General features: G+C 62.8%; 17 protein-coding genes and 1 pseudogene. 5 read left to right on the top strand and 13 right to left on the bottom strand.

The window, feature by feature from the left end:
- Positions 1-9 precede the first annotated feature (9 nt).
- Complete coding sequence (locus ACMCNM_RS25400) at positions 10-1,185, bottom strand: O-antigen ligase family protein (RefSeq protein WP_186677322.1); 1,176 nt, start codon at positions 1,183-1,185, stop codon at positions 10-12.
- Between the two features lie 100 nt (positions 1,186-1,285).
- Between ACMCNM_RS25400 and ACMCNM_RS25405 the strand changes: the two genes are divergently transcribed.
- Positions 1,286-1,891, top strand: a complete 606-nt coding sequence (locus ACMCNM_RS25405) for a hypothetical protein (RefSeq protein ID WP_027592492.1) — start codon at positions 1,286-1,288, stop codon at positions 1,889-1,891.
- Between the two features lie 3 nt (positions 1,892-1,894).
- On the opposite strand, the gene ACMCNM_RS25410 is transcribed toward ACMCNM_RS25405, so the two are convergent.
- The 9 genes from ACMCNM_RS25410 to putP form a co-directional block, all read right to left on the bottom strand.
- On the bottom strand, positions 1,895-2,986 hold the full coding sequence (locus tag ACMCNM_RS25410) for a glycosyltransferase (RefSeq protein WP_186702408.1): 1,092 nt from the start codon (positions 2,984-2,986) through the stop codon (positions 1,895-1,897).
- A 45-nt stretch (positions 2,987-3,031) separates the two neighbouring features.
- On the bottom strand, positions 3,032-3,805 hold the full coding sequence (locus tag ACMCNM_RS25415) for a glycosyltransferase family 2 protein (protein ID WP_027592490.1): 774 nt from the start codon (positions 3,803-3,805) through the stop codon (positions 3,032-3,034).
- A gap of 64 nt (positions 3,806-3,869) precedes the next feature.
- Entirely contained in the window at positions 3,870-4,826 is a 957-nt protein-coding gene (locus ACMCNM_RS25420) for a glycosyltransferase (protein ID WP_085272293.1), read from the bottom strand.
- Between the two features lie 48 nt (positions 4,827-4,874).
- Entirely contained in the window at positions 4,875-6,278 is a 1,404-nt protein-coding gene (locus ACMCNM_RS25425) for a PIG-L deacetylase family protein (protein WP_412765960.1), read from the bottom strand.
- Positions 6,275-7,171: an antimicrobial resistance protein Mig-14 gene (locus tag ACMCNM_RS25430; protein ID WP_027592487.1), complete on the bottom strand. Its 897-nt coding sequence runs from the start codon at positions 7,169-7,171 to the stop codon at positions 6,275-6,277. Before ACMCNM_RS25430 ends, ACMCNM_RS25425 begins: the two co-directional genes overlap by 4 nt.
- Positions 7,171-8,301 (bottom strand): glycosyltransferase, encoded by a 1,131-nt coding sequence (locus ACMCNM_RS25435; protein WP_412765640.1) that lies wholly within the window; start codon positions 8,299-8,301, stop codon positions 7,171-7,173. The genes ACMCNM_RS25430 and ACMCNM_RS25435 overlap by 1 nt, the downstream gene beginning before the upstream one ends.
- Positions 8,285-10,042 carry a carbamoyltransferase gene (locus ACMCNM_RS25440; protein ID WP_027592485.1) on the bottom strand — a complete coding sequence of 586 codons (1,758 nt, stop codon included), beginning with the start codon at positions 10,040-10,042 and terminating at the stop codon, positions 8,285-8,287. The genes ACMCNM_RS25435 and ACMCNM_RS25440 overlap by 17 nt, the downstream gene beginning before the upstream one ends.
- A 237-nt stretch (positions 10,043-10,279) precedes the next feature.
- The gene (locus tag ACMCNM_RS25445) at positions 10,280-11,116 is read right to left on the bottom strand and encodes a 23S rRNA (adenine(2030)-N(6))-methyltransferase RlmJ (protein WP_027592484.1); all 837 of its coding nucleotides are present in this window, start codon (positions 11,114-11,116) and stop codon (positions 10,280-10,282) included.
- 106 nt (positions 11,117-11,222) lie between these two features.
- Positions 11,223-12,701 carry a sodium/proline symporter PutP gene (gene putP, locus ACMCNM_RS25450; protein WP_027592483.1) on the bottom strand — a complete coding sequence of 493 codons (1,479 nt, stop codon included), beginning with the start codon at positions 12,699-12,701 and terminating at the stop codon, positions 11,223-11,225.
- A gap of 356 nt (positions 12,702-13,057) precedes the next feature.
- Between putP and putA the strand changes: the two genes are divergently transcribed.
- Together putA and ACMCNM_RS25460 are read left to right on the top strand one after the other, a co-directional pair.
- Entirely contained in the window at positions 13,058-17,011 is a 3,954-nt protein-coding gene (gene putA / locus ACMCNM_RS25455) for a trifunctional transcriptional regulator/proline dehydrogenase/L-glutamate gamma-semialdehyde dehydrogenase (protein WP_027592482.1), read from the top strand.
- Between the two features lie 596 nt (positions 17,012-17,607).
- Positions 17,608-19,410, top strand: coding sequence for an acyl-CoA dehydrogenase (locus ACMCNM_RS25460; RefSeq protein ID WP_412765641.1), 1,803 nt, complete (start codon positions 17,608-17,610; stop codon positions 19,408-19,410).
- 30 nt (positions 19,411-19,440) lie between these two features.
- Here the strand turns inward: ACMCNM_RS25460 and ACMCNM_RS25465 are convergent, their stop codons facing one another.
- Genes ACMCNM_RS25465 through ACMCNM_RS25475 form a run of 3 tightly spaced genes read right to left on the bottom strand, consistent with a single transcriptional unit; the run spans position 19,441 to position 22,343 of the window.
- On the bottom strand, positions 19,441-20,376 hold the full coding sequence (locus ACMCNM_RS25465) for a DMT family transporter (protein WP_412765642.1): 936 nt from the start codon (positions 20,374-20,376) through the stop codon (positions 19,441-19,443).
- 2 nt (positions 20,377-20,378) lie between these two features.
- Positions 20,379-21,338 (bottom strand): 2OG-Fe(II) oxygenase, encoded by a 960-nt coding sequence (locus ACMCNM_RS25470; RefSeq protein WP_186702412.1) that lies wholly within the window; start codon positions 21,336-21,338, stop codon positions 20,379-20,381.
- Between the two features lie 24 nt (positions 21,339-21,362).
- Positions 21,363-22,343: a hypothetical protein gene (locus ACMCNM_RS25475; RefSeq protein ID WP_412765643.1), complete on the bottom strand. Its 981-nt coding sequence runs from the start codon at positions 22,341-22,343 to the stop codon at positions 21,363-21,365.
- A 124-nt stretch (positions 22,344-22,467) separates the two neighbouring features.
- Between ACMCNM_RS25475 and ACMCNM_RS25480 the strand changes: the two genes are divergently transcribed.
- Positions 22,468-23,358 (top strand): LysR substrate-binding domain-containing protein, encoded by an 891-nt coding sequence (locus ACMCNM_RS25480; RefSeq protein ID WP_099455523.1) that lies wholly within the window; start codon positions 22,468-22,470, stop codon positions 23,356-23,358.
- A pseudogene (locus ACMCNM_RS25485) lies at positions 23,355-23,468 on the top strand (hypothetical protein); the annotation flags it as partial. The gene ACMCNM_RS25480 and the pseudogene ACMCNM_RS25485, both read left to right, overlap by 4 nt.
- Positions 23,469-23,475: the final 7 nt, after the last annotated feature.

Genomic DNA, 23,475 nt, shown 5'->3' on the forward strand with positions numbered 1-23,475 from the left:
GCTCGCTGTTCAGGTTGAACCGGAAATTTTACCACAGGCGTCATTTTCGGCACGCCCCCAAGGCAACATCATGGCCAGGCCGACCGGCAGCCAGCTGATGAACCACTCTGCACGCGGCGTACCGGTAAGGCTGGCGGCATCGAACTGCATGGCCAGGGTCGAGTAAACCCAGAAGCACAGCAGGATCTTGCCGAACAGCGTGCCACGTGCCCGGACAATTTCAGCCAGGGTGTACAGCCACACGGCCACCCACAGCAGCATGCCGGGCAGGCCCATTTCCACGGCAACGTGGGTGAACATGTTGTGGGTATGGTCGAAGTGCAGGCCAACGGCGTTCACATCGTACGCCGCGCCCAGCCCCAGCCCAGTCCAAGGGTGGGCGGCGATCATGTTCAGCACCGCATGGAAAATCTCCGGGCGGTACGATGAGCCGCGCTCGGCGATCAGGCTGAACAGGGTGTAGAAGGCCGCAGCGGTGGCGATCATGGCGAGGATGGCGAACAGCCGGCTGTGGCGGTCGCGGAACCACAGCGGCGCCAGCACCACGGTGATGACCAGGGCCAGCACCGCGCCACGGCTCTGGCTAAGCACCGCGAAGGCCCCCAGGCAGGCCAGCGCCACCAGCCAGGCCAACTGCAGGCCGCGATGACGCGGCGGTTGGTAAAGCAGCAGCAGCGCGGCAGCGCCAATCACATAAGCGCCCAGGATCGGGTGCGAAATCTCGCCGATCCCCCCCAGCCGTACCGGCAGCGGGTTGCCCTGCACACCATAGAAGTTGATGATCGAGATCAGCGCGGCGAGGCCCAGCAAGCCGCTGCCAAACGCCAACAAGTGGCGAATTCGCCGCTGACCACGCTGCGCCAACAGCGGGAATGCCATCAGAAACACCAGGATATAAATCAGCCGCTTGATTTCGCGCCCGGGGTCCTCGGACGGCGACCAGGCCAAACTGATCCCGCTCCAGGCTAGCAACAGCAGCACGCTCGCCCACAAGGCCGGCTGGCGCCGCCAAGCCTCGGCCAGCACCTGCCGGGCAGACCACGCCAACAGCAACGTCGGCAACCACAAGAACAGCACCAGCCCTTGCTGGTACAGCTTATTGCTGGGCGCCAGCGCAATCGCCGCCAAGAACCAGACCAGACCCAATCCTAACCAGGCGCGCGCCCAGTTTTTTTCATACAACATCCTTTCCCCCGATGAATCAAAGACACCATCCATGGTGCTACCGCATTATTTTCGGCATTATTGCCGGTCATTTTGCTCGCCAGACGACAAGGCCCTATTCATGCAATGCTCCCGGCTCACCCAGGTCGAATTCGATCAGCTGACACTAGGCGCACAGGTGCTAGAGGCAGACAGCCATGGCGCCAAAGTCTACCTGCTCGAGAATGGTAATTTCCTCAAGGTTTTTCGTCGCAAGCGACTGATTTCATCTGCGCTGCTGCGCCCCTATTCCCAGCGCTTCGTCGACAACGCCGCGCGCCTGGCGCAATTGGGCATTCCTACCCTCGAGGTGATCAGCCAGCACAAGCTTGACTTGCCCGGCAGAACGGCGGTGCTGTACCGCCCGCTGCCTGGGCGCACGCTGCTGCAGATGTCGCGCGACGCTGACTTCAGCTGGGACACTTACCTGCCGCGGTTGATCGAGTTGATCCGCCAACTGCACCGCAGCGGTGTCTACTTCCGCTCGTTGCACCTGGGAAATGTCGTGGTCACCCCCGACCAGCGCCTGGGCCTGATCGACGTGGCCGACATGCGCTTCCTGCGCCCGCCGCTGTCTGCACGCATGATTCGGCGCAACGTGCAGCACATGGTGAACTACATTCAGCGGGAGAACCTGGGTGACCGGTTCCCTCTCGCCGACTTCGAGGCCGCCCTGCTGGCCCGCTGACACTCAACCGCGCAGCAGGCTTTGCGACCCGTTCTGGAAAGCCTGCCAGGCCTGCTCCGGCGCCAATGCCTGGCGTTGCCGGGCAGCCAGCGCTGTGGCGCCGGGCACGCTGCAGCGCTCTATCGCCGCGGCCCAGGCTGATTGGTCAGCAATTGGCAGGTAGCCACCGGTGTCCAGCAACTGCTCACGGAAGACCAACAGGTCGCTACAGACCACCGGCACATCGGCCATCACCGCCTCTTGCACGACCAACCCCAAGCCTTCTGACCGCGAAGGCACCAGTAGCCAGTCAAACGCGCGGTAGAGCTGCTGTAGGTCTTCACGGTGACCGCACAGGTGCACACGCCCGGCCAGGCCCAACTCGTCGATGCGCGCTTGCAGCACGGCATGCAAGGGGCCTTCCCCGATGATTGCCAGTTGCAGATCAGGCTTGTGGATAGCGGCCTTGGCAAACGCCTCGATCAGCATTTCAAAGCCTTTGCTTTCGACCAGCCGCCCCACTGCACCCAACACCTGCCCATTGCCGGGCTGCAACGCCAGCGCTTGCCGGGCCTGCTCGCGGCTCAACAGCGGCTCGACGAACGCCCGTGGGTCTAGTGCCATGCGCAGGGTTTGTACGGGCCTGCCGAGATCACGTTCAAGGGCTTCGGCAAGCGTATGGGAAACCGCCGCGATGCTCAGGCGCTCGGCGGGCAGCGTACGCAACAAGCGGATGTCACTTGCCGTCAGCCGTGTCTTGCCATGAAACAGCACCTTGGCGCGTACGTTGGGAATCTGCTGCAACAGCGGCAGCACCAGCCGGGCGACGCCGACACCATCGAGCAGCACGACTTCGGCCTGGGCCTCGGCCAGCGCCTTGCGCAGCCGCATGCGCAGCCACGGGCGCAGCAAGCGCCACAGGTGCCGGCCCTTGAGCGCACGCGGTGGCATGTGCCACTCCCGGGTCGAACCGAGCCCACAGCAAAGCCCGCTGCCTAAAAGCAGCCAGTTGCTGATCCTGGCATCGGGGCCCGCATGAGACAGCACCTGTCGATGAACCTTGTGGATGGACATGTACGGCGAACCGCCTGCCCACATCATATTGACGATGTTCATGGGGTTAGCGCCCCTCTCCCGCTCAAGTCAGGTGGGACTGCGACTTCATTGAACAAAAATGGTGATACCCATGCCGATTACGGCACCCGCCACCAGCGTCAATGCCAGCTTTATTCGATCACGTTGACGACGTTTGGCCTTGCGCTCTACTTCTACCGGCAAGGTCACGTGATTACCAAATCCTGTGTGCAATACTGCATCACCCTCCAAGGTGACCGCTGTCAGATTTAACTCTGAATAGCGACGGGAAAGCGCCTTTTCTCCAGCATAGGCGGCAAATGGTGCACAGCGCTGATAATCGCTCAAACGACGCAGGCCGGGGTTGAGCGAAAACGCTTGCCAGTCGGCCTTCTCGGACAGCAACGGATAGCACGGCACGCCCGCGATCACCTGGCGATCGCCCAGGTGGATGTAGGGGCTGTGCACGGCCAGGTCGTGGGCATGGCTGCGCAGCCAGACCTGCAGCAGGTTGGGGCTGACCTCCAGGATGGCCCGGGAATCTTCGACAAAGCCCTGCCGATAAAAATGCCAGTCATCCTCGCAGTGGAAGATGTAGGGCGTCTTGACGTGGCTGTAGGCCAGGTCGATCGACGGCAGCTGGCCCAGTTTTGGCCGGTTGACGAACACCGTGCAGTGCGGTTTCCAGTGCTCCGGCACTGCCCCATGCACGGCCTCGTCACCTGAATCTTCGGTGATGAAGACTTCGCGAATGGGCGCGGTGTTGTAGCGATCGAAACTCTCAAGGGTATCTTTGAGCAGATCGAACCGCCCACAACTTGTCACGACCAGCGTGACGTCACTCTCATTTGAAAAGCGCACCGGACTCCCTCCGCATTGCGACAATCGACTTCCAGCGCCCGCTCCGTAGGCACGAAAGCTCTTTTTAAATACCCAGCTTCAGGCGTAGCCGCTGCCAGGCAGACAACGGCGGATGAGGCCTGAGCGCAGGGCGCATGTGGTCGACGATGCTACGTCCAACTTCACCGAAACTGAAACGGGAAACCGCCAGATGGCGGCCATTTTCTGCAATCCGCTGTGCCAGCGCAGGGTCGGCCCGCAAACGGCCAAGTTTTTCCTGGAGGGTCGGAATGCTGTCGTAGAACACCACGTTGTGCATGTCTTGCAGGCCCAGGGCGCGGTTTTCTTCCTCGCCTTGGTCGAACGCCAGCAACACACAGCCACAGGCCATGGCTTCGAAGTTTTTGATCATGTACTCGCCCATGCCGACGTCGGCACTGACGAAGAAACGAATACGGTTGAGCGTGTTGCAGTAGTCCTCACCCGACTTGGTACGGGTCACTACCAGGTTCTCGACCCGCCCCAGCTCGTCCAGCAGCGCCTTGCGCCCACTGTAGGCAACGCTGTTGGTGCTGCCCACGAACGCCAGTTCGATGTCGCGCTCACGCCCTTGGTCGGTCAGCAGGTGCTCATCGTAGCCTTTGGGCACGAATACCGCGTCAAAGCCTTCCTGGCGCAGGCGCTCACTGACCATGTAGCCCGAACTGATCACCCGCGCCCACGGCAGCTTGCGGTAATGCGCGCTGAACTTGCCGGTGTACTTGCAGGGGATGTAGTTCTGGTAGGCGTCGTGCTCGAGGATGACCAGGTTAGGCACCGTCTGGATGAACGCCACCTGGCGGATCTCCTGCTTGAAGCGCAGGAAGAACACGATGCGGTCATAACGCTCCACCTGCACTTCACGCTTGAAGTAGCGGCGCAGGTTACGCTGGTCTTCGCTGGTCAGCCAGCGCAGGTCACATTCGCAGTTGGCCGCGACGCCATCGTACAGGCGGTCGAGAATCGCCCGCTGTTCCTTCTGCACCAGAAATAAGACTTTCATTGCGTTCCTTGGGCGCTCAGCGCCATCGCGGTCAACCAGGGGGCGCGCCTACAACTCACGCCGCCAGAACAGTTCATGTCGGCGCACGGCCTTGCGGAAGAATTCGTTCTCGCCATAGGGCGATGGCCGGCGCCCGGCCAGCCAGCGTTGCAACAGGCGGCGCAGGCGGCGCTTGAACGGCGCCGGGGGCTGTAGGTCGTGCATCATGCCCAGGGCCATGGCCTTGTCGTGTTGGGTCGACAGGCCCAGCACCAGCGCGCACGGCGCCCATGGCTGGTCGGCACTGAGTTGCGGCGGCAACGCCACACCATCGCCACTGTCACCCATCGGCCAGCGGTCGTTGTCATGCAGGTGGTTGGCATAGCACAGCAGCGTTTGCGGCTGCCACTCCAAGCCCTGCAAGGCTTCCAGCACGGCCGCCTGGGCACAGATATGGTCAGGGTGCGGGTCGAGTTGCGGGTGCGGCATGACCAGCACTTCGGGCTTGGCCATGGCCAGCAACGCGCGCAGGTCGGCCAACAGGTTGTGCCAGGTCGGCGCACCATCACTGTCGGCGGGCAGCGCGAATGGGTTGAACTGGCGGAACGGGCGGATATCGGCCATGTCAGCTTCGCGTGAAGCCGCCGGCACATCCGGCGCGGCCTGCATGGCCGGCAGTTGCAGGCAGAAGTAGCCCAACTGCACGCAACGCGATTCCGGCACGCCCGCCCAGCGCGGCACGGCAATGCTGTCCCAGGCACGCAAACGCCCTTTGAGGCGCGCCGCCTCGGCCTTGCCCAGGCCCATCTGTTGATAGTGCTCGGCTTCGATTTCGCCGGCAGTCAGGGTCACCACCCAGGTTTCGTCGGCTTGGCTGTACAGGCCATAAGCTGCTAGCTCAGCGTCATCGGCATGGGGCGCAATGACCATCACGCGACGGCGCTGCAACTCGACGCTGGGGGTTATCCACAGGCGCGGTTCGCCCTGCAGCCGACAATGGCGGCCACGCAGACGCAGCGTACCGGCCTGGAGCGGCGCGGCCAAGCCGGTTAGGTTGAGGAAGCGAACCCCGTCGACACCGCGCTCGAACGCCTGCCGATCCGTCAGCTCATCCGCCAACAGCTCCACCCGCGGGTCGAGAAACCGCCCCAACCAGGTGCTCTTTACCCGCAGCTCCAAGACCAGGGTTTCGTCGCCTTGCAGCGCTGCACCGGCCTTCAACAGGCCGTTCTGCAGGCTGGCCGAGGCTGCACGGGCCTGCTCACCGAAGTTGTAGGCATAGTCCTCGGTGGGCGCGTAGAACAGGTGGTCCGCGAACCAGGCCTCGTGGGCGGCCCACACCAGCGGCAGCAACAACAGCGGCAGCCACCACCAGGTGAATACACCCAGCCCGATCAGCGCGAGCAGGCCTGCAAGCAGGCCCAGGCGCTTGTTGCGCCGGTGGCGCTTGAGCAACTGCTGCTTGCGGCTCACGCCTGGAACACCGGCACGGGGTTGCACCAGCGGTCCTTGTACTCGCGGTCGGCGCGACCGAACGAGAACCGCAGGGGTTTGTTACGCGCCCGGGCGTCTTCCCAGGCCGCCTGGGTATTCAGGAAGCTCAGCACGCTACCGGGGCTGAACGCCTTGGTTTCCGGGTCGACACCGCCATTGACGTACTCGACGCTGATCCACTCGGGCGCCTCGACGCGATACACCAACTGAATCGCGATGGGCTTGTCGTCGAGCAGCAGCACCGAACCGATCAACAGCTCGCGCAAACGCTCGAGCACCTCGTCAATGCGCTCGGCACCGGTGGCCGGAAAGCCCCAGCGACGCTGGAACAGGTCACGGTACATGGCGGCAATCTGGCCGGCGTCAAAGTCACTGATCGGCCGCACCACCCCGCCCGCCTCTTCCAGCAAACGCAACTCGCGGCGCTGGTTGTAGCGAAACTTCTTCGACAGGTCCTCGTGGGCACGGGCCATGGCCAACTGCTCGGTCTGCGCCTTGAGCCCAGTGAAGCGGCCCTGGTTCAGCTCGGACAGGTAACGCGCGGCATGGCGCAGTGGCGCGCCAGCATCGGCGGCGGCCGGCAGGATGATCTCGGCGTTGCCGAGGTCGAACAGGCCTTTCTTGCCCGCACGCTTGAGCACGTCCTTGGACAGCGCCAGGTGGCGCCCCCACGTCGGGATCGCTGCCTTCAGCTCGCCGCCTTGCAGCCACCCCAGGTAGCGCACAGGAATTTGCGCCAGCTCGGCCAACTGCTCGACCACCAGCGGGTGCGTAGCCACGCTGCCGCCAAACCGTGCCCAGGCTTCGGCATACGCGTTGGCGTCGATGACTTGCCAGCCGCGTTCGCGGAAGGCTTGAATATGATTGAGCATCACGCCTGCGCCACCAGGGCACGCACCTGCGGCAACTGCCAGAAGGCCTCGCGCACCGCCGGGTCAGAAAAGCGCTGGTACAGGCGTTGCAGCATGTGCTCGGCGCACGCTTCGCGCTGCTGCTCATCCAGCGTGGCCATGTGCTTCAGGCATTGGGCCAGCTGCCCAGCGTCACCGAGCGGGAACAGCACACCTACACCTTCGACCACTTCACGGGCACCGCCGCAGGCCGTGGCCAGCACTGGTACGCCCGCCACCATGGCTTCAAGCAGGACCATGCCGAACGGCTCGTGGTCCGAACTCAAGGCGAACACATCGAACGCGGTGAAATAACGGCGGGCATCCGGCACCTGGCCGAGGAAGTCCACTTGCCCGGCGATACCCAGCTCGGCAGCCAGTGCCTTGAGCTCGGCTTCCAGGCGGCCTTTGCCCAATATCGCCAGGCGCGCGCCAGCAGGCAGCCCTGGCAGCGCCTGGGCAAAACCGCGCAACAGCGTGGCCTGGTCCTTGTCCGGGTGCAGGCGGCCGACGTTGCCGACGATCCACGCCTGAGGGTCGAGGCCAAGTGCCTCGCGCGCTGCGTCCCGAGGCACCAGTGCCGCCTGCAGGGCCTCGATGTCGATACGGTTGTACAGGGTCTGGATACGTTCAGCCGGCCATGCGGGCAGGCAGCGGCGCATGTCGTCCCGCACCGCGTCGGAAACGCCGAGCAGGCTCAGGCGCTTGCTGAACAGGTTGGCAAACAGCCGCCGCCCTTTGCGCTGATAGTCGCCAAAGGCGTGGTGCACACCGATCACCGGCAGGCCGGTGCCCAACAAGGCGACATAGATCGGCTTGAACCGGTGGGCGATGCAGAAACTGAAATGGCGCTCAGCCGCAATCCGCCGCAAAGCACGGATGGCGCCAAGCTTCAGCCCACGCACGGCCTTGGAGCTGAACTCCAGGAACAGCACCTCGTCCGACGCGCAGCCGGCCGCGACCTGCGGGTCGGCGGCGCCGGTGAGAAACACCGTGGTGACCTGGTAGCCACGCCCCTGAAACAGGCTGGCGTACTGACGGGCACAGTCCAGAAACGGCCCGTCATAGCCATGGCAGAACTGCAGGATGCGCGGTTCAGAGCGGCTGGTCATACGCGGCCGCGCCGTCCTTCACTACCAGGATGTCTTCCATGATCAGGTACTGCAGGTCCGAGCCGAAGAACATGTTCAGCGCATCGGTCGGCGAGCAGATCATCGGTTCACCCCGGCGGTTCAGCGAGGTGTTCAGCGACACGCCGTTGCCGGTCAGGTTTTCCAGCGCCTTCATCATGTCGTAGTAACGCGGGTTGTATTCGCGCTTGAGCACCTGGGCACGCGAAGTGCCGTCCTCGTGGACCACCTCCGGTACGCGGGTTTTCCACTCTTCAGCCACTTCGAAGGTGAAGGTCATGAACGGCGCCGGGTGATCGACCTTGATCATCTGCGGGGCGACGGTGTCGAGCATCGACGGGCAGAAAGGTCTCCAGCGCTCGCGGAACTTGATCTGGTGGTTGATGCGGTCAGCCACGCCTTCGACGCTCGGGCAGCCGATGATCGAACGACCACCCAGGGCGCGCGGGCCGAACTCCATGCGGCCCTGGAACCAGGCCACCGGGTTGCCGTCGACCATGATCTTGGCGATCTGCTCGGGCATGTTGTCGAGCTTGCGCCACTTCGGCTGGTCCGGATGACGGGCACAGGCGGCGATCACGTCCTCGTTGGAGTACGACGGGCCGAGGTAGACGTGTTCCATCTTCTCGACCGGCACGCCGCGGGCATGGGACACATAGGCCGCGGCACCCACCGCAGTACCGGCATCACCGGAAGCAGGCTGAACGAACAGCTCCTTCACATCCGGGCGAGCGATGATCTTCTGGTTGAGCTTGACGTTCAGCGCGCAGCCGCCGGCGAAGGCCAGCTTGCCGGTCTGCTTCAAGGTATCGCCCAGGTAATGGTCGATCATCTGCAGGGCCAGCTTCTCGAACAGCGCCTGCATGCTGGCGGCGTAGTGGATGTACGGCTCGTCGGCGATGTCGCCTTCGCGCTTAGGGCCCAGCCACTCGATCAGCTTCGGCGAGAAGTAGAAACCCTTGCCCTTCTCTTTATAGCGGCGCAAGCCGATGACGTTGGCGTATTCGGTGTTGATCACCAGTTCGCCGTTCTCGAAGCTGGCCAGGCGCGAGAAGTCATATTTGCTGGCGTCGCCGTACGGCGCCATGCCCATGACCTTGAACTCGCCGTCGAGCATTTCGAAACCGAGGAACTCAGTGATCGCGCCATACAGGCCACCCAGGGAGTCCGGGTCGAAGAATTCCTTGATCTTGTGGATCTTGCCGTTTTCGCCATAGCCGAAGAAGGTCGTGGCGTACTCGCCCTTACCGTCGATACCCAGGATCGCGGTCTTTTCCTTGAAACCCGAGCAGTGGTAGGCGCTGGAAGCGTGAGCCAGGTGGTGCTCAACCGGTTCGATCTTGACCTTTTTCGGGTCGAAGCCCAGTTGCTCCAGGCACCAGACGATCTTCTTGCGGTAGCGCTTGTAGCGACGGTTGCCCATCAGGATCGCGTCGAGGGCGCGGTCCGGGGCATACCAGTAGCGCTTGGCATAGTGCCAGCGGGCCTTGCCGAACAGGCTGATCGGGGCGAACGGAATGGCTACCACGTCGACGTCGGATGGCTTGATGCCTGCCTGCTCCAGGCAGAACTTCGCCGACTCGTAGGGCATGCGGTTCTTCGCATGCTTGTCACGCACGAAGCGCTCTTCTTCGGCGGCGGCAATCAGCTTGCCGTCAATGTACAGGGCCGCGGAAGGGTCATGGCTAAGGGCGCCGGACAGGCCAAGAATCGTCAATGCCAAGGGATTAGCCTCTTCTTTCGGTAGAGATGCGCCAACGGCCTCGTGGGCGGATGGCGGCTAAAGGGCGAGATTATAACGCAAACAAGAAGGACACACCGCCCCCTTGTAGGAGCGGCCTTGCGTCGCGAAAGGGCTGCGCAGCGGCCCCAGGTTTTGCAGTGTGGCAGAAATTGCTGGGGCCGCTACGCGCCCCTTTCGCGACGCAAGGCCGCTCCTACAGGGGCTTGCGGTGAATGCTTATTCGGCGATCAGCCAGTCCATCCGGTAGCTGCCCGCCGTCTGCGCCAGCTCTTTGGCGAGCCAGGGCAGCAGTTCCTTCAGCTCTTCCTCCAGCCCCCACGGCGGGTTGGCAATGGCCAGGCCAGAGCCGTTGAGCCCCTGCGGGCTGTCCTGATGGTGCACATACAACTCCACGCGCAGCAACTTGGGCGCGCCAGTGCTGGTGAGGTCCTGATAGAAGCGGGTCAGCGAGCGCTGGTCCTTGATCGGGTACCAGATGGCCGCGACGGTTTGGCGCATGCGGCCGATCGCCTCTTTCATCGAGGTGGTACAGCGTTTGAGCTCATCAGCCTGCTCAAACGGCGGGTCGATCAGCATGATCGCGCGTTTTTCCTGCACCGGCAGCAAGGCGCGCGGCACATGCCAGCCCTCGCCCAGGTGAACGAAGACGCGTGGGTCTTTCTTCATGTTCTCTTTGAGCAGCGGCCCGTCTTCGGGGTGCTTCTCGTTGAGCAGGGCGCGGTCTTGCTGACGCATCAGGCGGCGGGCCAGCTCTGGCGAACCTGGGTAGTAACGCAACTCGCCATCGGCATTGAGGCGTTTGATGATGCGCAGGTAATCGCCTGCCATGGCCGGCAGGTCGTCGCGGTTCCACAACCGGGCAACGCCTTCGAGGTATTCACCGGTGCGGGTCGCCTGGTCGCCCTGCAAGTCATACAGGCCAAGGCCTGCGTGGGTATCGATATAGGCGAACGGCTGCTCCTTGCGCGACATCAGGGCGATGAGGCGGGTCAGCACGATGTGCTTGAGGACGTCGGCGTGGTTGCCGGCGTGGAAGGCGTGACGATAGTTCATGGCAACTCCTGCGGGGGTGGCAAGTTTACCTTGCCTTGCAGGCGGAGTCAGGCCTGGCTGTCGATCGGCGGCGCCTGCTTCGCGGGCGCCGCCTGTTCAACGGGTATTACTTGTCAGCGTGGTACGCCGCATCAGCCGTTTCGAAGCGCTGAACCATCGCCGTCGACGGGCTACCCAGCTTGCTCACCACGACGATGGCGATGCTGGCGAAGAGGAAGCCTGGGATGATTTCGTACAGCCCAAGGGTGTCGAACTGCTTCCACAGGATCACGGTCAACGCACCCACCACGATACCGGCAAGGGCGCCGTTACGGGTCATGCCTTTCCACAGTACCGAGATCAGCACCACCGGACCAAAGGCCGCACCGAAGCCCGCCCAGGCGTAGGCCACCAGGCCCAGCACGCGGTTTTCCGGGTTGGCTGCCATGGCGATGGCAATCAGGGCAACCGCCAACACCATCAGGCGGCCGACCCACACCAGTTCACGCTGCGAAGCACCCTTGCGCAGGAAGGCTTTGTAGAAGTCTTCGGTCAGGGCACTGGAGCACACCAGCAGCTGGCAGCTCAGGGTGCTCATCACCGCCGCCAGGATGGCCGACAGCAACACGCCCGCAATCCATGGGTTGAACAGGATCTTCGCCAGCTCGATGAACACACGCTCGTGGTTCTCGGTCACCGGGCCCGCAAGATCAGGGTTGGCCGAGAAGTAGGCGATGCCGAAGAAGCCCACGGCACAGGTACCGGCCAGGCACAGGATCATCCACGTCATGGAAATGCGACGGGCCTTGGCGATCGACTTGACCGAGTCAGCGGCCATGAAGCGCGCCAGGATGTGCGGCTGGCCGAAGTAGCCCAGACCCCAACCCATCAGCGAGATGATGCCGATGAAAGTTGCACCCTTGAACATGTCGAAGTTGGCCGGGTTCTGCGCTTCGATGGCCAGGAAGGTGGTGTCGAAGCCACCGGTCGAGATCAGCACGATCACCGGGGTGAGGATCAGCGCGAAAATCATCAGCGAAGCCTGCACGGTGTCGGTCCAGCTCACCGCCAGGAAGCCACCGACGAAGGTGTAGGCGATGGTGGCGGCAGCGCCAGCCCACAGCGCCGTCTCGTACGGCATGCCGAAGGTGCTTTCGAACAGACGCGCACCGGCGACGATGCCAGACGCGCAATAGATGGTGAAGAACACCAGGATGACGATGGCCGAGATGATCCGCAGCAGGCCGCTCTGGTCTTCGAAGCGGCTGGAGAAGTAGTCCGGCAGCGTCAAGGCATCACCGTTGTGCTCGGTCTGCACCCGCAGGCGACCCGCAACGAACAGCCAGTTCAGGTAGGCGCCGACGGTCAGGCCGATGGCGATCCAGGCTTCGGAAAGGCCGGAGAAGTAGATGGCGCCCGGCAGGCCCATCAGCAGCCAGCCGCTCATGTCGGAAGCACCGGCAGAGAGCGCAGTGACCACGCTACCCAGGCTTCGACCGCCCAGGATGTAGTCGGAAAGGTTATTGGTGGCGCGATACGCGGCGAAGCCGATCAGTACCATTGCCGCGATATAGACCACAAAGGTGATCGTTAGTGGATTGCCCATGCGTGTGCCCTGGCGTTTGTTGTTATTTCATGCACAACCACAACGTGGCGGTTGCACCCAGGTGGCGAATGCTATGCAACATCGCAAACAGGGTGCAACCCTTTTTCCGTTTCAAGTTGCACCTACTCATGCATTTTCAGTTAAAGCCTCGTTCTTGCTCCTTTTTGGAGCAAAAACGGGATTTTTCAGACTAAATTGCCCCAGAAACAACCTTTAATTAAGTGTAGGAATGTTCGTCGGACGAGTTGCACCTTTTCCGTTAAAAAATCGGGTTGCACCTGGTTGCACCTGAATTGCCCTACAGCTACTCTTTGCGTCAGCTTAGGCCACAACCGTGGCAATAATGAGGATAAGAAATGGCGACGACCACCCTTGGGGTCAAACTCGATGACCCTACCCGTGAGCGACTCAAAGCAGCTGCGCAGTCCATCGACCGCACGCCGCATTGGTTGATCAAGCAAGCGATCTTCAATTACCTGGAGAAGCTCGAGGGTGGTGCCACCCTGACCGAACTCAACGGTCATGCCAGCAACCTGGTCGACGATGCTGGCGAAGTCCAGCCGGACCATGCTCACCAATGCTTCCTCGAATTCGCCGAGAGCATCCTGCCGCAATCGGTACTGCGCTCGGCCATCACCGCCGCTTACCGCCGCCCCGAGCAGGAAGTCATTCCGATGCTGCTGGAGCAGGCTCGCCTGAGCGCACCACTGGCAGAGGCCACCAACAAACTGGCGGCCGGCATCGCCGAAAAACTGCGCAACCAGAAGAGCGCTGGCGGCCGCGCAGGTATCGTCCAGGGCCTGCTGCAAGAGTTCTCGCTGTCGTCCCAGGAAGGCGTGGCACTGATGTGCCTGGCAGAAGCCTTGCTGCGCATCCCAGACAAGGGCACCCGCGATGCGCTGATCCGCGACAAGATCAGCACCGGCAACTGGCAGCCGCACCTGGGCAACAGCCCATCGCTGTTCGTCAACGCCGCCACCTGGGGCCTGCTGCTGACCGGCAAGCTGGTGTCCACCCATAACGAATCCGGCCTCACCTCGTCGCTCACCCGTATCATCGGCAAAAGCGGCGAGCCGATGATCCGCAAGGGCGTCGACATGGCCATGCGCCTGATGGGCGAGCAGTTCGTCACCGGTGAAACCATCGCCGAAGCCCTGGCCAACGCCAGCCGTTTCGAGGCCAAGGGCTTCCGTTATTCCTACGACATGCTCGGTGAAGCCGCACTGACCGAGCACGACGCACAGAAGTACCTGGCATCCTACGAGCAAGCGATCCACTCGATCGGCAAAGCCTCGCATGGCCGCGGCATCTATGAAGGCCCGGGCATCTCGATCAAACTGTCGGCCCTGCACCCGCGCTACAGCCGCGCCCAGTATGAGCGCGTGATGGAAGAGCTGTACCCGCGCCTGCTGTCGCTGACCCTGCTGGCCAAGCAATACGATATCGGCCTAAACATCGACGCCGAAGAAGCCGACCGCCTGGAGCTGTCGCTCGACCTGCTCGAGCGCCTGTGCTTCGAACCCTCGCTGGCAGGCTGGAACGGTATTGGCTTCGTCATCCAGGCCTACCAGAAGCGCTGCCCGTATGTGATCGACTATGTCATCGACCTGGCCAAGCGCAGCCGCCACCGCCTGATGATCCGCCTGGTGAAAGGCGCCTACTGGGACAGCGAAATCAAGCGCGCCCAGGTCGAAGGCCTGGAAGGCTACCCGGTCTACACCCGCAAGGTGTACACCGATGTGTCCTACGTTGCCTGCGCACGCAAACTGCTGGCCGTGCCCGAAGCCATCTACCCGCAGTTCGCCACCCACAACGCCCACACCCTGTCGGCCATCTACCACATCGCCGGCCAAAACTACTACCCCGGCCAGTACGAGTTCCAGTGCCTGCACGGCATGGGTGAGCCGCTGTACGAGCAAGTGGTCGGCAAGATTTCCGACGGCAAGCTGAACCGTCCGTGCCGCGTCTATGCCCCGGTCGGCACCCACGAAACCCTGCTTGCGTACCTGGTTCGCCGCCTGTTGGAAAACGGCGCCAACACCTCGTTCGTCAACCGCATCGCCGACCACTCGATCTCCATCCAGGAACTGGTTGCCGACCCGGTCGCCAGCATCGAGCGCATGGCCACCCAGGAAGGCGGCATCGGCCTGCCACACCCGCGCATCCCGCTGCCGCGTGACCTGTACGGCACTGAGCGGGCCAACTCGGCCGGTATCGACATGGCCAACGAACACCGCTTGGCCTCGCTGTCCTGCGCCATGCTGGCCACTGCCCACAACGACTGGAAAGCCACCCCGCTGCTGGCCTGCGCCGCCAGCGAATCGGCTGCTGTGCCGGTGCTGAACCCAGCGGACCACCGCGATGTAGTCGGCCACGTCCAGGAAGCCACGGTTGCCGACGTCGACAACGCCATCCAGTGCGCCCTCAACGCCGCACCGATCTGGCAGGCCACCCCGCCCGCCGAGCGCGCTGCGATCCTTGAGCGCACCGCCGACCTGATGGAAGCCGAGATCCAGCCGCTGATGGGCCTGCTCATCCGCGAGGCCGGTAAAACCTTCGCCAACGCCATCGCCGAAGTGCGCGAGGCCGTGGACTTCCTGCGCTACTACGCGGTGCAGGCTCGCAACGACTTCAGCAACGACGCCCACCGCCCATTGGGCCCAGTGGTGTGCATCAGCCCGTGGAACTTCCCGCTGGCAATCTTCAGCGGCCAGGTCGCCGCTGCACTCGCCGCGGGCAACCCGGTACTGGCCAAGCCCGCCGAGCAAACCCCGCTGATTGCCGCCCAGGCCGTGCGCCTGCTGCTGGAAGCCGGCATTCCGGAAGGCGTCCTGCAACTGCTGCCAGGCCGCGGCGAGACGGTCGGTGCCGGCCTGGTCGGTGACGAGCGCGTCAAAGGCGTGATGTTCACCGGTTCCACCGAAGTGGCCCGCCTGCTGCAACGTAACGTCGCCGGCCGCCTGGACAACCAGGGCCGCCCGATCCCGCTGATCGCCGAAACCGGCGGCCAGAACGCGATGATCGTCGACTCCTCGGCCCTGACCGAGCAGGTGGTGATCGACGTGGTGTCCTCGGCCTTCGACAGCGCCGGCCAGCGCTGCTCGGCACTGCGCGTGCTGTGCCTGCAGGAAGACTCCGCCGACCGTGTGATCGAGATGCTCAAGGGTGCCATGGCCGAAAGCCGCCTGGGCAACCCGGACCGCCTGGCCGTGGACATCGGCCCGGTGATCGACGCCGAAGCCAAGGCCGGCATCGAGAAGCACATCCAGGGCATGCGTGAAAAAGGCCGTTCGGTCTACCAGGTTGCCATCGCCGATGCGGCCGAGGTCAAACGCGGCACCTTCGTCATGCCAACCCTGATCGAGCTGGACAGCTTCGACGAACTCAAGCGCGAGATCTTCGGCCCAGTGCTGCACGTGGTGCGCTACAACCGCCGCAACCTCGACCAACTGATCGAGCAGATCAACAACTCCGGTTACGGCCTGACCCTCGGCGTGCACACCCGCATCGACGAGACCATCGCCAAAGTCGTGGAAACCGCCAACGCTGGCAACATGTACGTCAACCGCAACATCGTTGGCGCGGTGGTCGGCGTGCAGCCGTTCGGTGGTGAAGGCCTGTCCGGTACCGGCCCGAAAGCCGGCGGCCCGCTGTACCTGTACCGCCTGCTGTCGACCCGCCCGGCCGACGCCATTGGCCGTCACTTCCAGCAGCAGGATGGCGAAGGCAAGCCTGACCGCACCCTGCACGAGCAGCTGATCAAGCCGCTGCACAGCCTCAAGGCCTGGGCCGAGAGCAACCAGCAGGCCGACCTGGCTGCGCTGTGCACCCAGTTTGCCGGCCAGTCGCAGAGCGGCATCGCCCGCCTGCTGCCAGGCCCGACCGGCGAGCGCAACAGCTACACCATCCTGCCGCGCGAGCACGTGCTGTGCCTGGCGGACAACGAAGCCGACCTGCTGGCGCAGTTTGCTGCCGTCCTGGCGGTTGGCAGCTCGGCGGTATGGGCTGACAGCGAACCGGGCAAAGCCCTGCGCGCCCGCCTGCCGAAAGAGCTGCAGGCCAAGGTCAAGCTGGTAGCGGATTGGAACAAGGATGAAGTGGCGTTCGACGCCGTGATCCACCATGGCGATTCGGACCAGCTGCGTAGCGTGTGCCAGCAAGTGGCCAAGCGTGCCGGGGCGATCGTCGGTGTGCACGGGCTGTCCAGCGGCGACCACCAGATTGCGCTGGAGCGCTTGGTGATCGAGCGGGCGGTGAGTGTGAACACTGCTGCTGCGGGGGGTAATGCGAGCCTGATGACCATCGGTTGATGGCTGTTGATAAAAAAGGAGAGCTTCGGCTCTCCTTTTTTATGGGCGCATGTCTTGAGATGTTTGGCGCCTATGAGATCGAGCGCCGCCCGCGCGGCGCATCGCGAGCTGCGCTCGCTCCTACGTTTGTTTCGGGCCAATTATTCCTGCGCGATTTGTGCGCGAACGCTCTGATGCATGACACGATATCGCGTCGTACAAACCAGGCGGCCGCGCGTCTCTGGCACAGGCATGCCTGGCCCGAAACAAACGTAGGAGCGAGCGCAGCTCGCGAAGCGCCGCGCGGGCGGCGCTCGCTTTCATAGGCGCTGTAAGCATCAAGGCAAGCACCTTTATGCCCTAAGTCCTTCACGTGCGCCTTAGCCAGAGCCACCAAAGACTCCAGACTTTAGCCCCTTCAGATGCAACGACAAGGGTCAACCAAACCCACGTGCTGGTATGGATTTCCCTGTTTTGCGTGGGAAATAAGATCTCAACGGATGCCAGACCGCTAGGTCTCATTGCACTTTCTAAACCCATATCACCCAAACCTATTAACCTCCCCCCACCCCACCCGATTCCCTACACTCGCAGCATCCCGCTCAAGGACCGCCCCCATGCCCGAGACCCTGCTCAGCCCTCGCAACCTCGCCTTCGAGCTCTACGAAGTCCTCGACGCCGAAGCCCTCACCCAGCGCCCGCGCTTCGCCGAGCACAGCCGCGAAACCTTCGACGCGGCGCTGACCACCGCCCGTACCATTGCCGAGAAGTACTTTGCGCCGCACAACCGCAAGGCCGATGAAAACGAGCCGCGCTACGTGGACGGCCGCGCCGAGCTGATCCCCGAGGTGAAACCAGCCGTGGATGCCTTCCTTGAGGCGGGCTTCCTCAACGCCAACCGCGACTTCGAGGTCGGCGGCATGCAGTTGCCCAGCCTGGTCTCGCAGGCCTGCTTTGCGCACTTCCAGGCCGCCAACGCTGGCACCACGGCCTACCCGTTCCTGACCATGGGTGCGGCCAACCTGATCGAAAGCTTCGGCACCGACGAACAAAAACGCCTGTTCCTGCAGCCGATGATCGACGGCCGCTACTTCGGCACCATGGCGTTGACCGAGCCGCATGCGGGCTCGTCCCTGGCCGATATCCGCACCCGCGCCGAACCCGCCGGCGATGGCAGCTACAGGCTCAAGGGCAACAAGATCTTCATCTCTGGCGGCGACCACGAGCTGTCGGAAAACATCGTACACATGGTGCTGGCCAAGCTGCCGGATGCGCCTCCCGGGGTGAAGGGCATCTCGCTGTTCATCGTGCCCAAGTACCGGGTGAACCCGGATGGCAGCCGTGGCGAGCGTAACGATGTGCTGCTGGCTGGCCTGTTCCACAAGATGGGTTGGCGCGGCACCACCTCGACGGCGTTGAACTTCGGCGACAACGGCCAGTGCATCGGCTACCTGGTAGGCCAGCCGCACCAGGGCCTGGCCTGCATGTTCCAGATGATGAACGAGGCGCGCATCGGCGTTGGCATGGGCGCGGTGATGCTCGGTTATGCCGGCTACCTGTACTCGCTGGACTACGCGCGCCAGCGGCCACAAGGGCGGTTGCCGGACAACAAGGACCCGCACAGCCCTGCCGTGCCAATCATCGGGCATACCGACGTCAAGCGCATGCTGCTGACGCAGAAGGCTTACGTTGAAGGCGCCTTCGACCTTGGCCTGTACGCCGCACGCCTGTTCGACGACACCCAGACAGCCGACGATGAGAGCACCCGGCAGCACGCCCAGGCACTGCTCGACCTGTTGACCCCGATCGTCAAATCCTGGCCATCGGCCTTCTGCCTCAAAGCCAACGAGTTAGCGATCCAGGTCCTCGGCGGCCATGGCTACACCCGCGAATACCCCGTTGAGCAGTATTACCGCGACAACCGCCTGAACCCGATTCACGAGGGCACTGAAGGCATCCAGTCGCTCGACCTGCTCGGCCGCAAGCTTGCGCAAAACGGCGGCGCCGGGCTCAAGCAACTGATCCGCCTGATCGCCAGCACAGCCGAGCGCGCCAGCCACCACCCTGGCCTCGACACCCTGCGCCAGCCGCTGGAGCAGTTGGTCAATCGCCTGCAAGCCGTCACCCTTGCCCTGCTGGGTGACATGGCCCAGGGCAACATCAGCACCGCCCTGGCCAACTCGGCCCTGTACCTCAAGGCCTTCGGCCACTGCGTGGTCGGCTGGCGCTGGCTGGAACAGGCGATCCACGCCGAACTCGGCCTGCTCAAAGGCAACGCCGACGACCGTGACTTCTACCTCGGCAAGCTCCAGGCCGCGCGCTACTTCCTGACCTGGGAAGTGCCGGGCTGCCACAATGAGCTGGCATTGCTCGAGGTACGCGACGACACCTGTATCACCATGCAAGACGGGTGGTTCTAGCGACCAGCGCAGTGCCGCGCTCACGCGCCTCTATCTGTCACCCGTGTCGCTCAGCGCATTGGCAGGCGTGGCCGACCTGCGCGGCTGGCGGGTGATGGCGATACCTGCCGCGACCACCGCAATGCCCACGTAGGTTGTCCAATGGATCACGTCCCCGAACATCATCGCCGCCCATAACAACGTCACCGGAGGCTCGAGGTAGACCAGTGCCGAGACGCGGGTCGCCGAGAGCTTTGTCAGCAATATCCACAGGCTCAGGTAGGCAATGAACGTGGAGAACAGGGTCAGCCATGCGACCGCCGCCCAGACCTGTGTGCTGGCAGGCACGTCGATCAACCCCAGCGGCAAGCCTGCAGCCGTGAGCAGCAGCAGTGTCGCAGTCGATTGCAGAAACAACGGCATCAGCAGACCGTCCTTGCTGTGGTCCGTCGCCATGATCGATTGCCGACGCTGATACAGCGTGGCAATGGACAACGTGATGGCGGCGATCAGCGGCAGGGCGTAAAGCCAGAGGCTAAGCTGGTTCGCAGACAGGCTGTACTCTGCAAAAATGATCATGCTGACGCCCGCGAACCCCACCCCAAGCCCGAGCCATTCCTGCCGTCCACTGCGCTCATGCTGGTTGTTGTTGCTCATCGATGCCGTGATCAATGGCTGCAGCGCACAAATGATGGCGGCAATCCCCGCCGGTAGCCCGCCCCGGATGGCGATGTAGACACTGACCAGATAGGCAAACTGCGCCAGGAAACCAATGACGGCGTTGTAGCATATCTGCGCCCACGTAAGCGTACGCAGCCGATGCACGACAAAAGGCAGCAGGCAGATGCTGACCAGCAGAAACCGCCAGAACAGCAGGTTGATGGCACCCGCGTCTTCCGTGCCCAGCCGGGCACCAATAAAGCCCGAACTCCAGGAAAGGACAAAGATGACTTGCAGCAGGATCAGGTACGGCGCACTGCTTGGCATGTTCACGCCCCTGTGTGATGCAATTGCGCGAACGTAATCGGCTCGATGCCTATTCTTGAAAACTGGCGGGCTGCTGATCGCTGCAAGGCCCAGCGTAACCCCAACCATTTAGGGATCGTCGCAGGGATGCCATCGTCGGAGGCCAAGTGCCAAAACCGGTTGGAGTCGTCACCAAAGTAGGGACAATGAAAGGACAGCACCAACGACATGCGTCGCCCGCTGACCACCGGGCGCACACCGTGGAACAATCGGCTGCCATAGATGAACAAGGCATCGCCAGGTGCGTCCAGGCGCGCATTTTCGAAGGTACGGTGGTCCAACGCATCAAAGCTGTCGACAGTGCCGTTATGGAACAGGAATTCGCCCCCGCTGTATTCGCAGGCCCCCGACAGCACGATGTTCAGCACGTAATTGGTGCCGTCTGTGTGCCACATGCCGAGTTGCTGCTGTTGCTCGACAGGCTTGGGGTAGAAATAGTTGACCTGCGAGCGCGCATTGACCATGGGGTAAGGCACCAGCGGCACGCCTGCAATGCGCGAGACAGCTAAGAGGAATGAGCGGCTGCACATCATGTCGTTGATGAACGATGATAAAGCCGTCACCCCTCGCGTACGCCGCGAAATGATCCAGTCGCTGTCAGCCGCCCCCTCCTCCAGACGGCTGCAGATGCCTTGCAAGGCCGCAACGCCCTCGGGCGTGAACAGCCGATGCACAACCGCCACCCCGGTGATGCTGTCCGCTGCGATTTTGGCGTGCGGGCTGTCGGCATACCCAAGCTGCCCAAGTGTTCGGGTGTCGCTGAGGACGGGCCCGTGCTGGCAAAGCAAATCGTCCGACCAGGGCAACTGCTCACTGAGGCAGATAGGCGATGGCCGCGGCGTGCGCTTCAATGTCGACTTGAGCGCCAGCTTCACGCGCCCTACGCCGCGTTCGAACAGGGGTAAGGTGTCTGAAGGATTCATGATGTGTCTGTCCCCGTAGAGTCACTACTGAAGGTACTTCGCGATCTGATAGCGCACCGAGCCATCACCGCTGGCGAACTCGTCCACCACACTGCAGTTGCAATGCCGGGCCCTGATGCGACGGAACTGTTCGGGCGTGTACTTGAGGCAGATGTTGGTCAGCAGGTACCCACGTTGCTGCAGACGCTGCACAGGTTGCAGGGTTACCGCGACATGGATGGGTTCATCCTGAATGCGTAGCGGTACGAGCATGGCTTCATGCTCGCCCGAAGGGATGAAGCCTTGTTGAAGCGCGACCATTTGGGAGAACTGGAGCATGCAGGGGTTGGCGTAGAACTTGAGGATGGTACTTTCCAGGCCTTCGTCGTAGACCTGCATTTCCGAAAGGATGTAGGTGGTGTTACCTGCAAGGCTACGAATCAGCCGCCCAGTGCTCACTGGCAGCTCGTTACCTTCCTGAAACCCAAGCAGGGTGATCAGTGTGAGTTCCTGATCGTGACGCAAATCCTCATGGGTTACGGTGCGGTAATCAGCGGCGATGTAATTGAAACTGCCATCCTCGCGCACGATGGGCCCCACGGCATCGCTCATCGCGGCTTCTGAAGTCTGGTTGATATCGATGGCGGTGTAGCGGATGGAGCTGGACGTCTCGACCATTCGCTTCAGCAAGCAGGCGCTCTTGATCGGCTCCGGGCCCAGCTCCACATAGTGCACACGGCGCCCACTACTCAGTGCTGCCAACCGCTCGGCAACGTCGCCGATGACGGCCTTGAGCGCCCCCTGCCCCTCTGCATCAGCACAGAGCCCGCTCTGACCCACGCCTTGCTCATTCAAGGCGCGCATAAGCAGAAATATCTCGTGGTTGAAACGGTGGTCGCTTGCAGGTCCCGGCTCAGGCTGGGCCAAGGTCGAGTACTTCTCGTGGTTCTCGACAGTCCATAGTCGTGCGTGCTGGTAAGCCGGGTTGCGCACGAGTGCATCTACCACGAAGTCATTCAGGCTCATCCGTATCATTCCATTGCAATTCAGGGGGCATGCGGGCTTCGACCCCACAGTAAGAGTGGGTATAAAGGCTGTACAGTTGATTAAATCGAAGCGCTGGTTCGATCCGACCAAATCAGGTGGCTCCATGGGCAAAGGCCTCGACATCGATGTACTGAGAACCTTCCAGGCAGTGGCCCGGCTAGGCCGTTTCAAGGCGGCGGCCGACTACGTCCACCGCAGCCCATCGGCGGTGACGACGCAGATCCAGAAGCTGGAGGGAAAGATCGGGCAACAATTGTTCACACGCAGTAACCAGTCGGTGGAGCTAACCCCTGCGGGCCGTCAGCTGATGGGCGAAGCGACACGTTTCTTGATGGCTCACGACAGGCTACTGGCCACGCTGTCGCCACAGCAGATGACCGGCAAGGTGCGCATAGGCGTACCCGACGGTTATGCCGCCAACCTCATGAGCGACTTTCTGCCGGTGTTCGTCGCCAATAACCCGAAGCTGGAGTTGGAGGCTGTAGCGCGATCCAGCGCAGAGCTCATCGACCTGTTTGCGCGACAGCGGCTGGACCTGGCTGTAGCGGTCAGCAGTGACGACTGGCAGCAAGGCGAGTGGCTTCGCTCGACGCAGCCGCGCTGGGCCGCAGCGCCTGGATTCAGCCATGACCCCAATCGCCCCTTGCCGCTGGCACTGCAGTTGAAGGGTTGCCCGTACCGGGAGGCGGCGTTGCAGGCTCTGAAAGCCCACGGCATTGCGTACCGTGTGCTGTTGGAAAGCGCCAACTGGCACGCGGTACTGGCCTGCATGAGAAGTGGCCTGGCCGTGGGCATTGTCGAAGGGCTGGATAGCGCCGATACATCACTCGCGTACGTGGAAGGGCTGGGCTTGCCCGACCTCGAAAAGCACCACGTCTACTTGCTGACGGACACCTCGCACCATGTCGCAGCGCATCTGAATGCTATGTTGAAGGCCGCCATCCAGAAAGAAGGCGTAACAACGCCGCCCCATTGCTGGGAGGGCGGTGGTTGAACCGCCCGCGTTATTTCCTGACCAGGGAAGTACCTGGCTGCCATAATGAGCTGGCATTGCTCGTGGCCCGTGACGATACAGGCCTAGGCATGCGAGTGGCGTGGTTCTAGGGGGAGC

The sequence above is a fragment of the Pseudomonas sp. NGC7 genome (assembly GCF_047159675.1).
GTDB lineage: Bacteria > Pseudomonadota > Gammaproteobacteria > Pseudomonadales > Pseudomonadaceae > Aquipseudomonas > Aquipseudomonas kermanshahensis.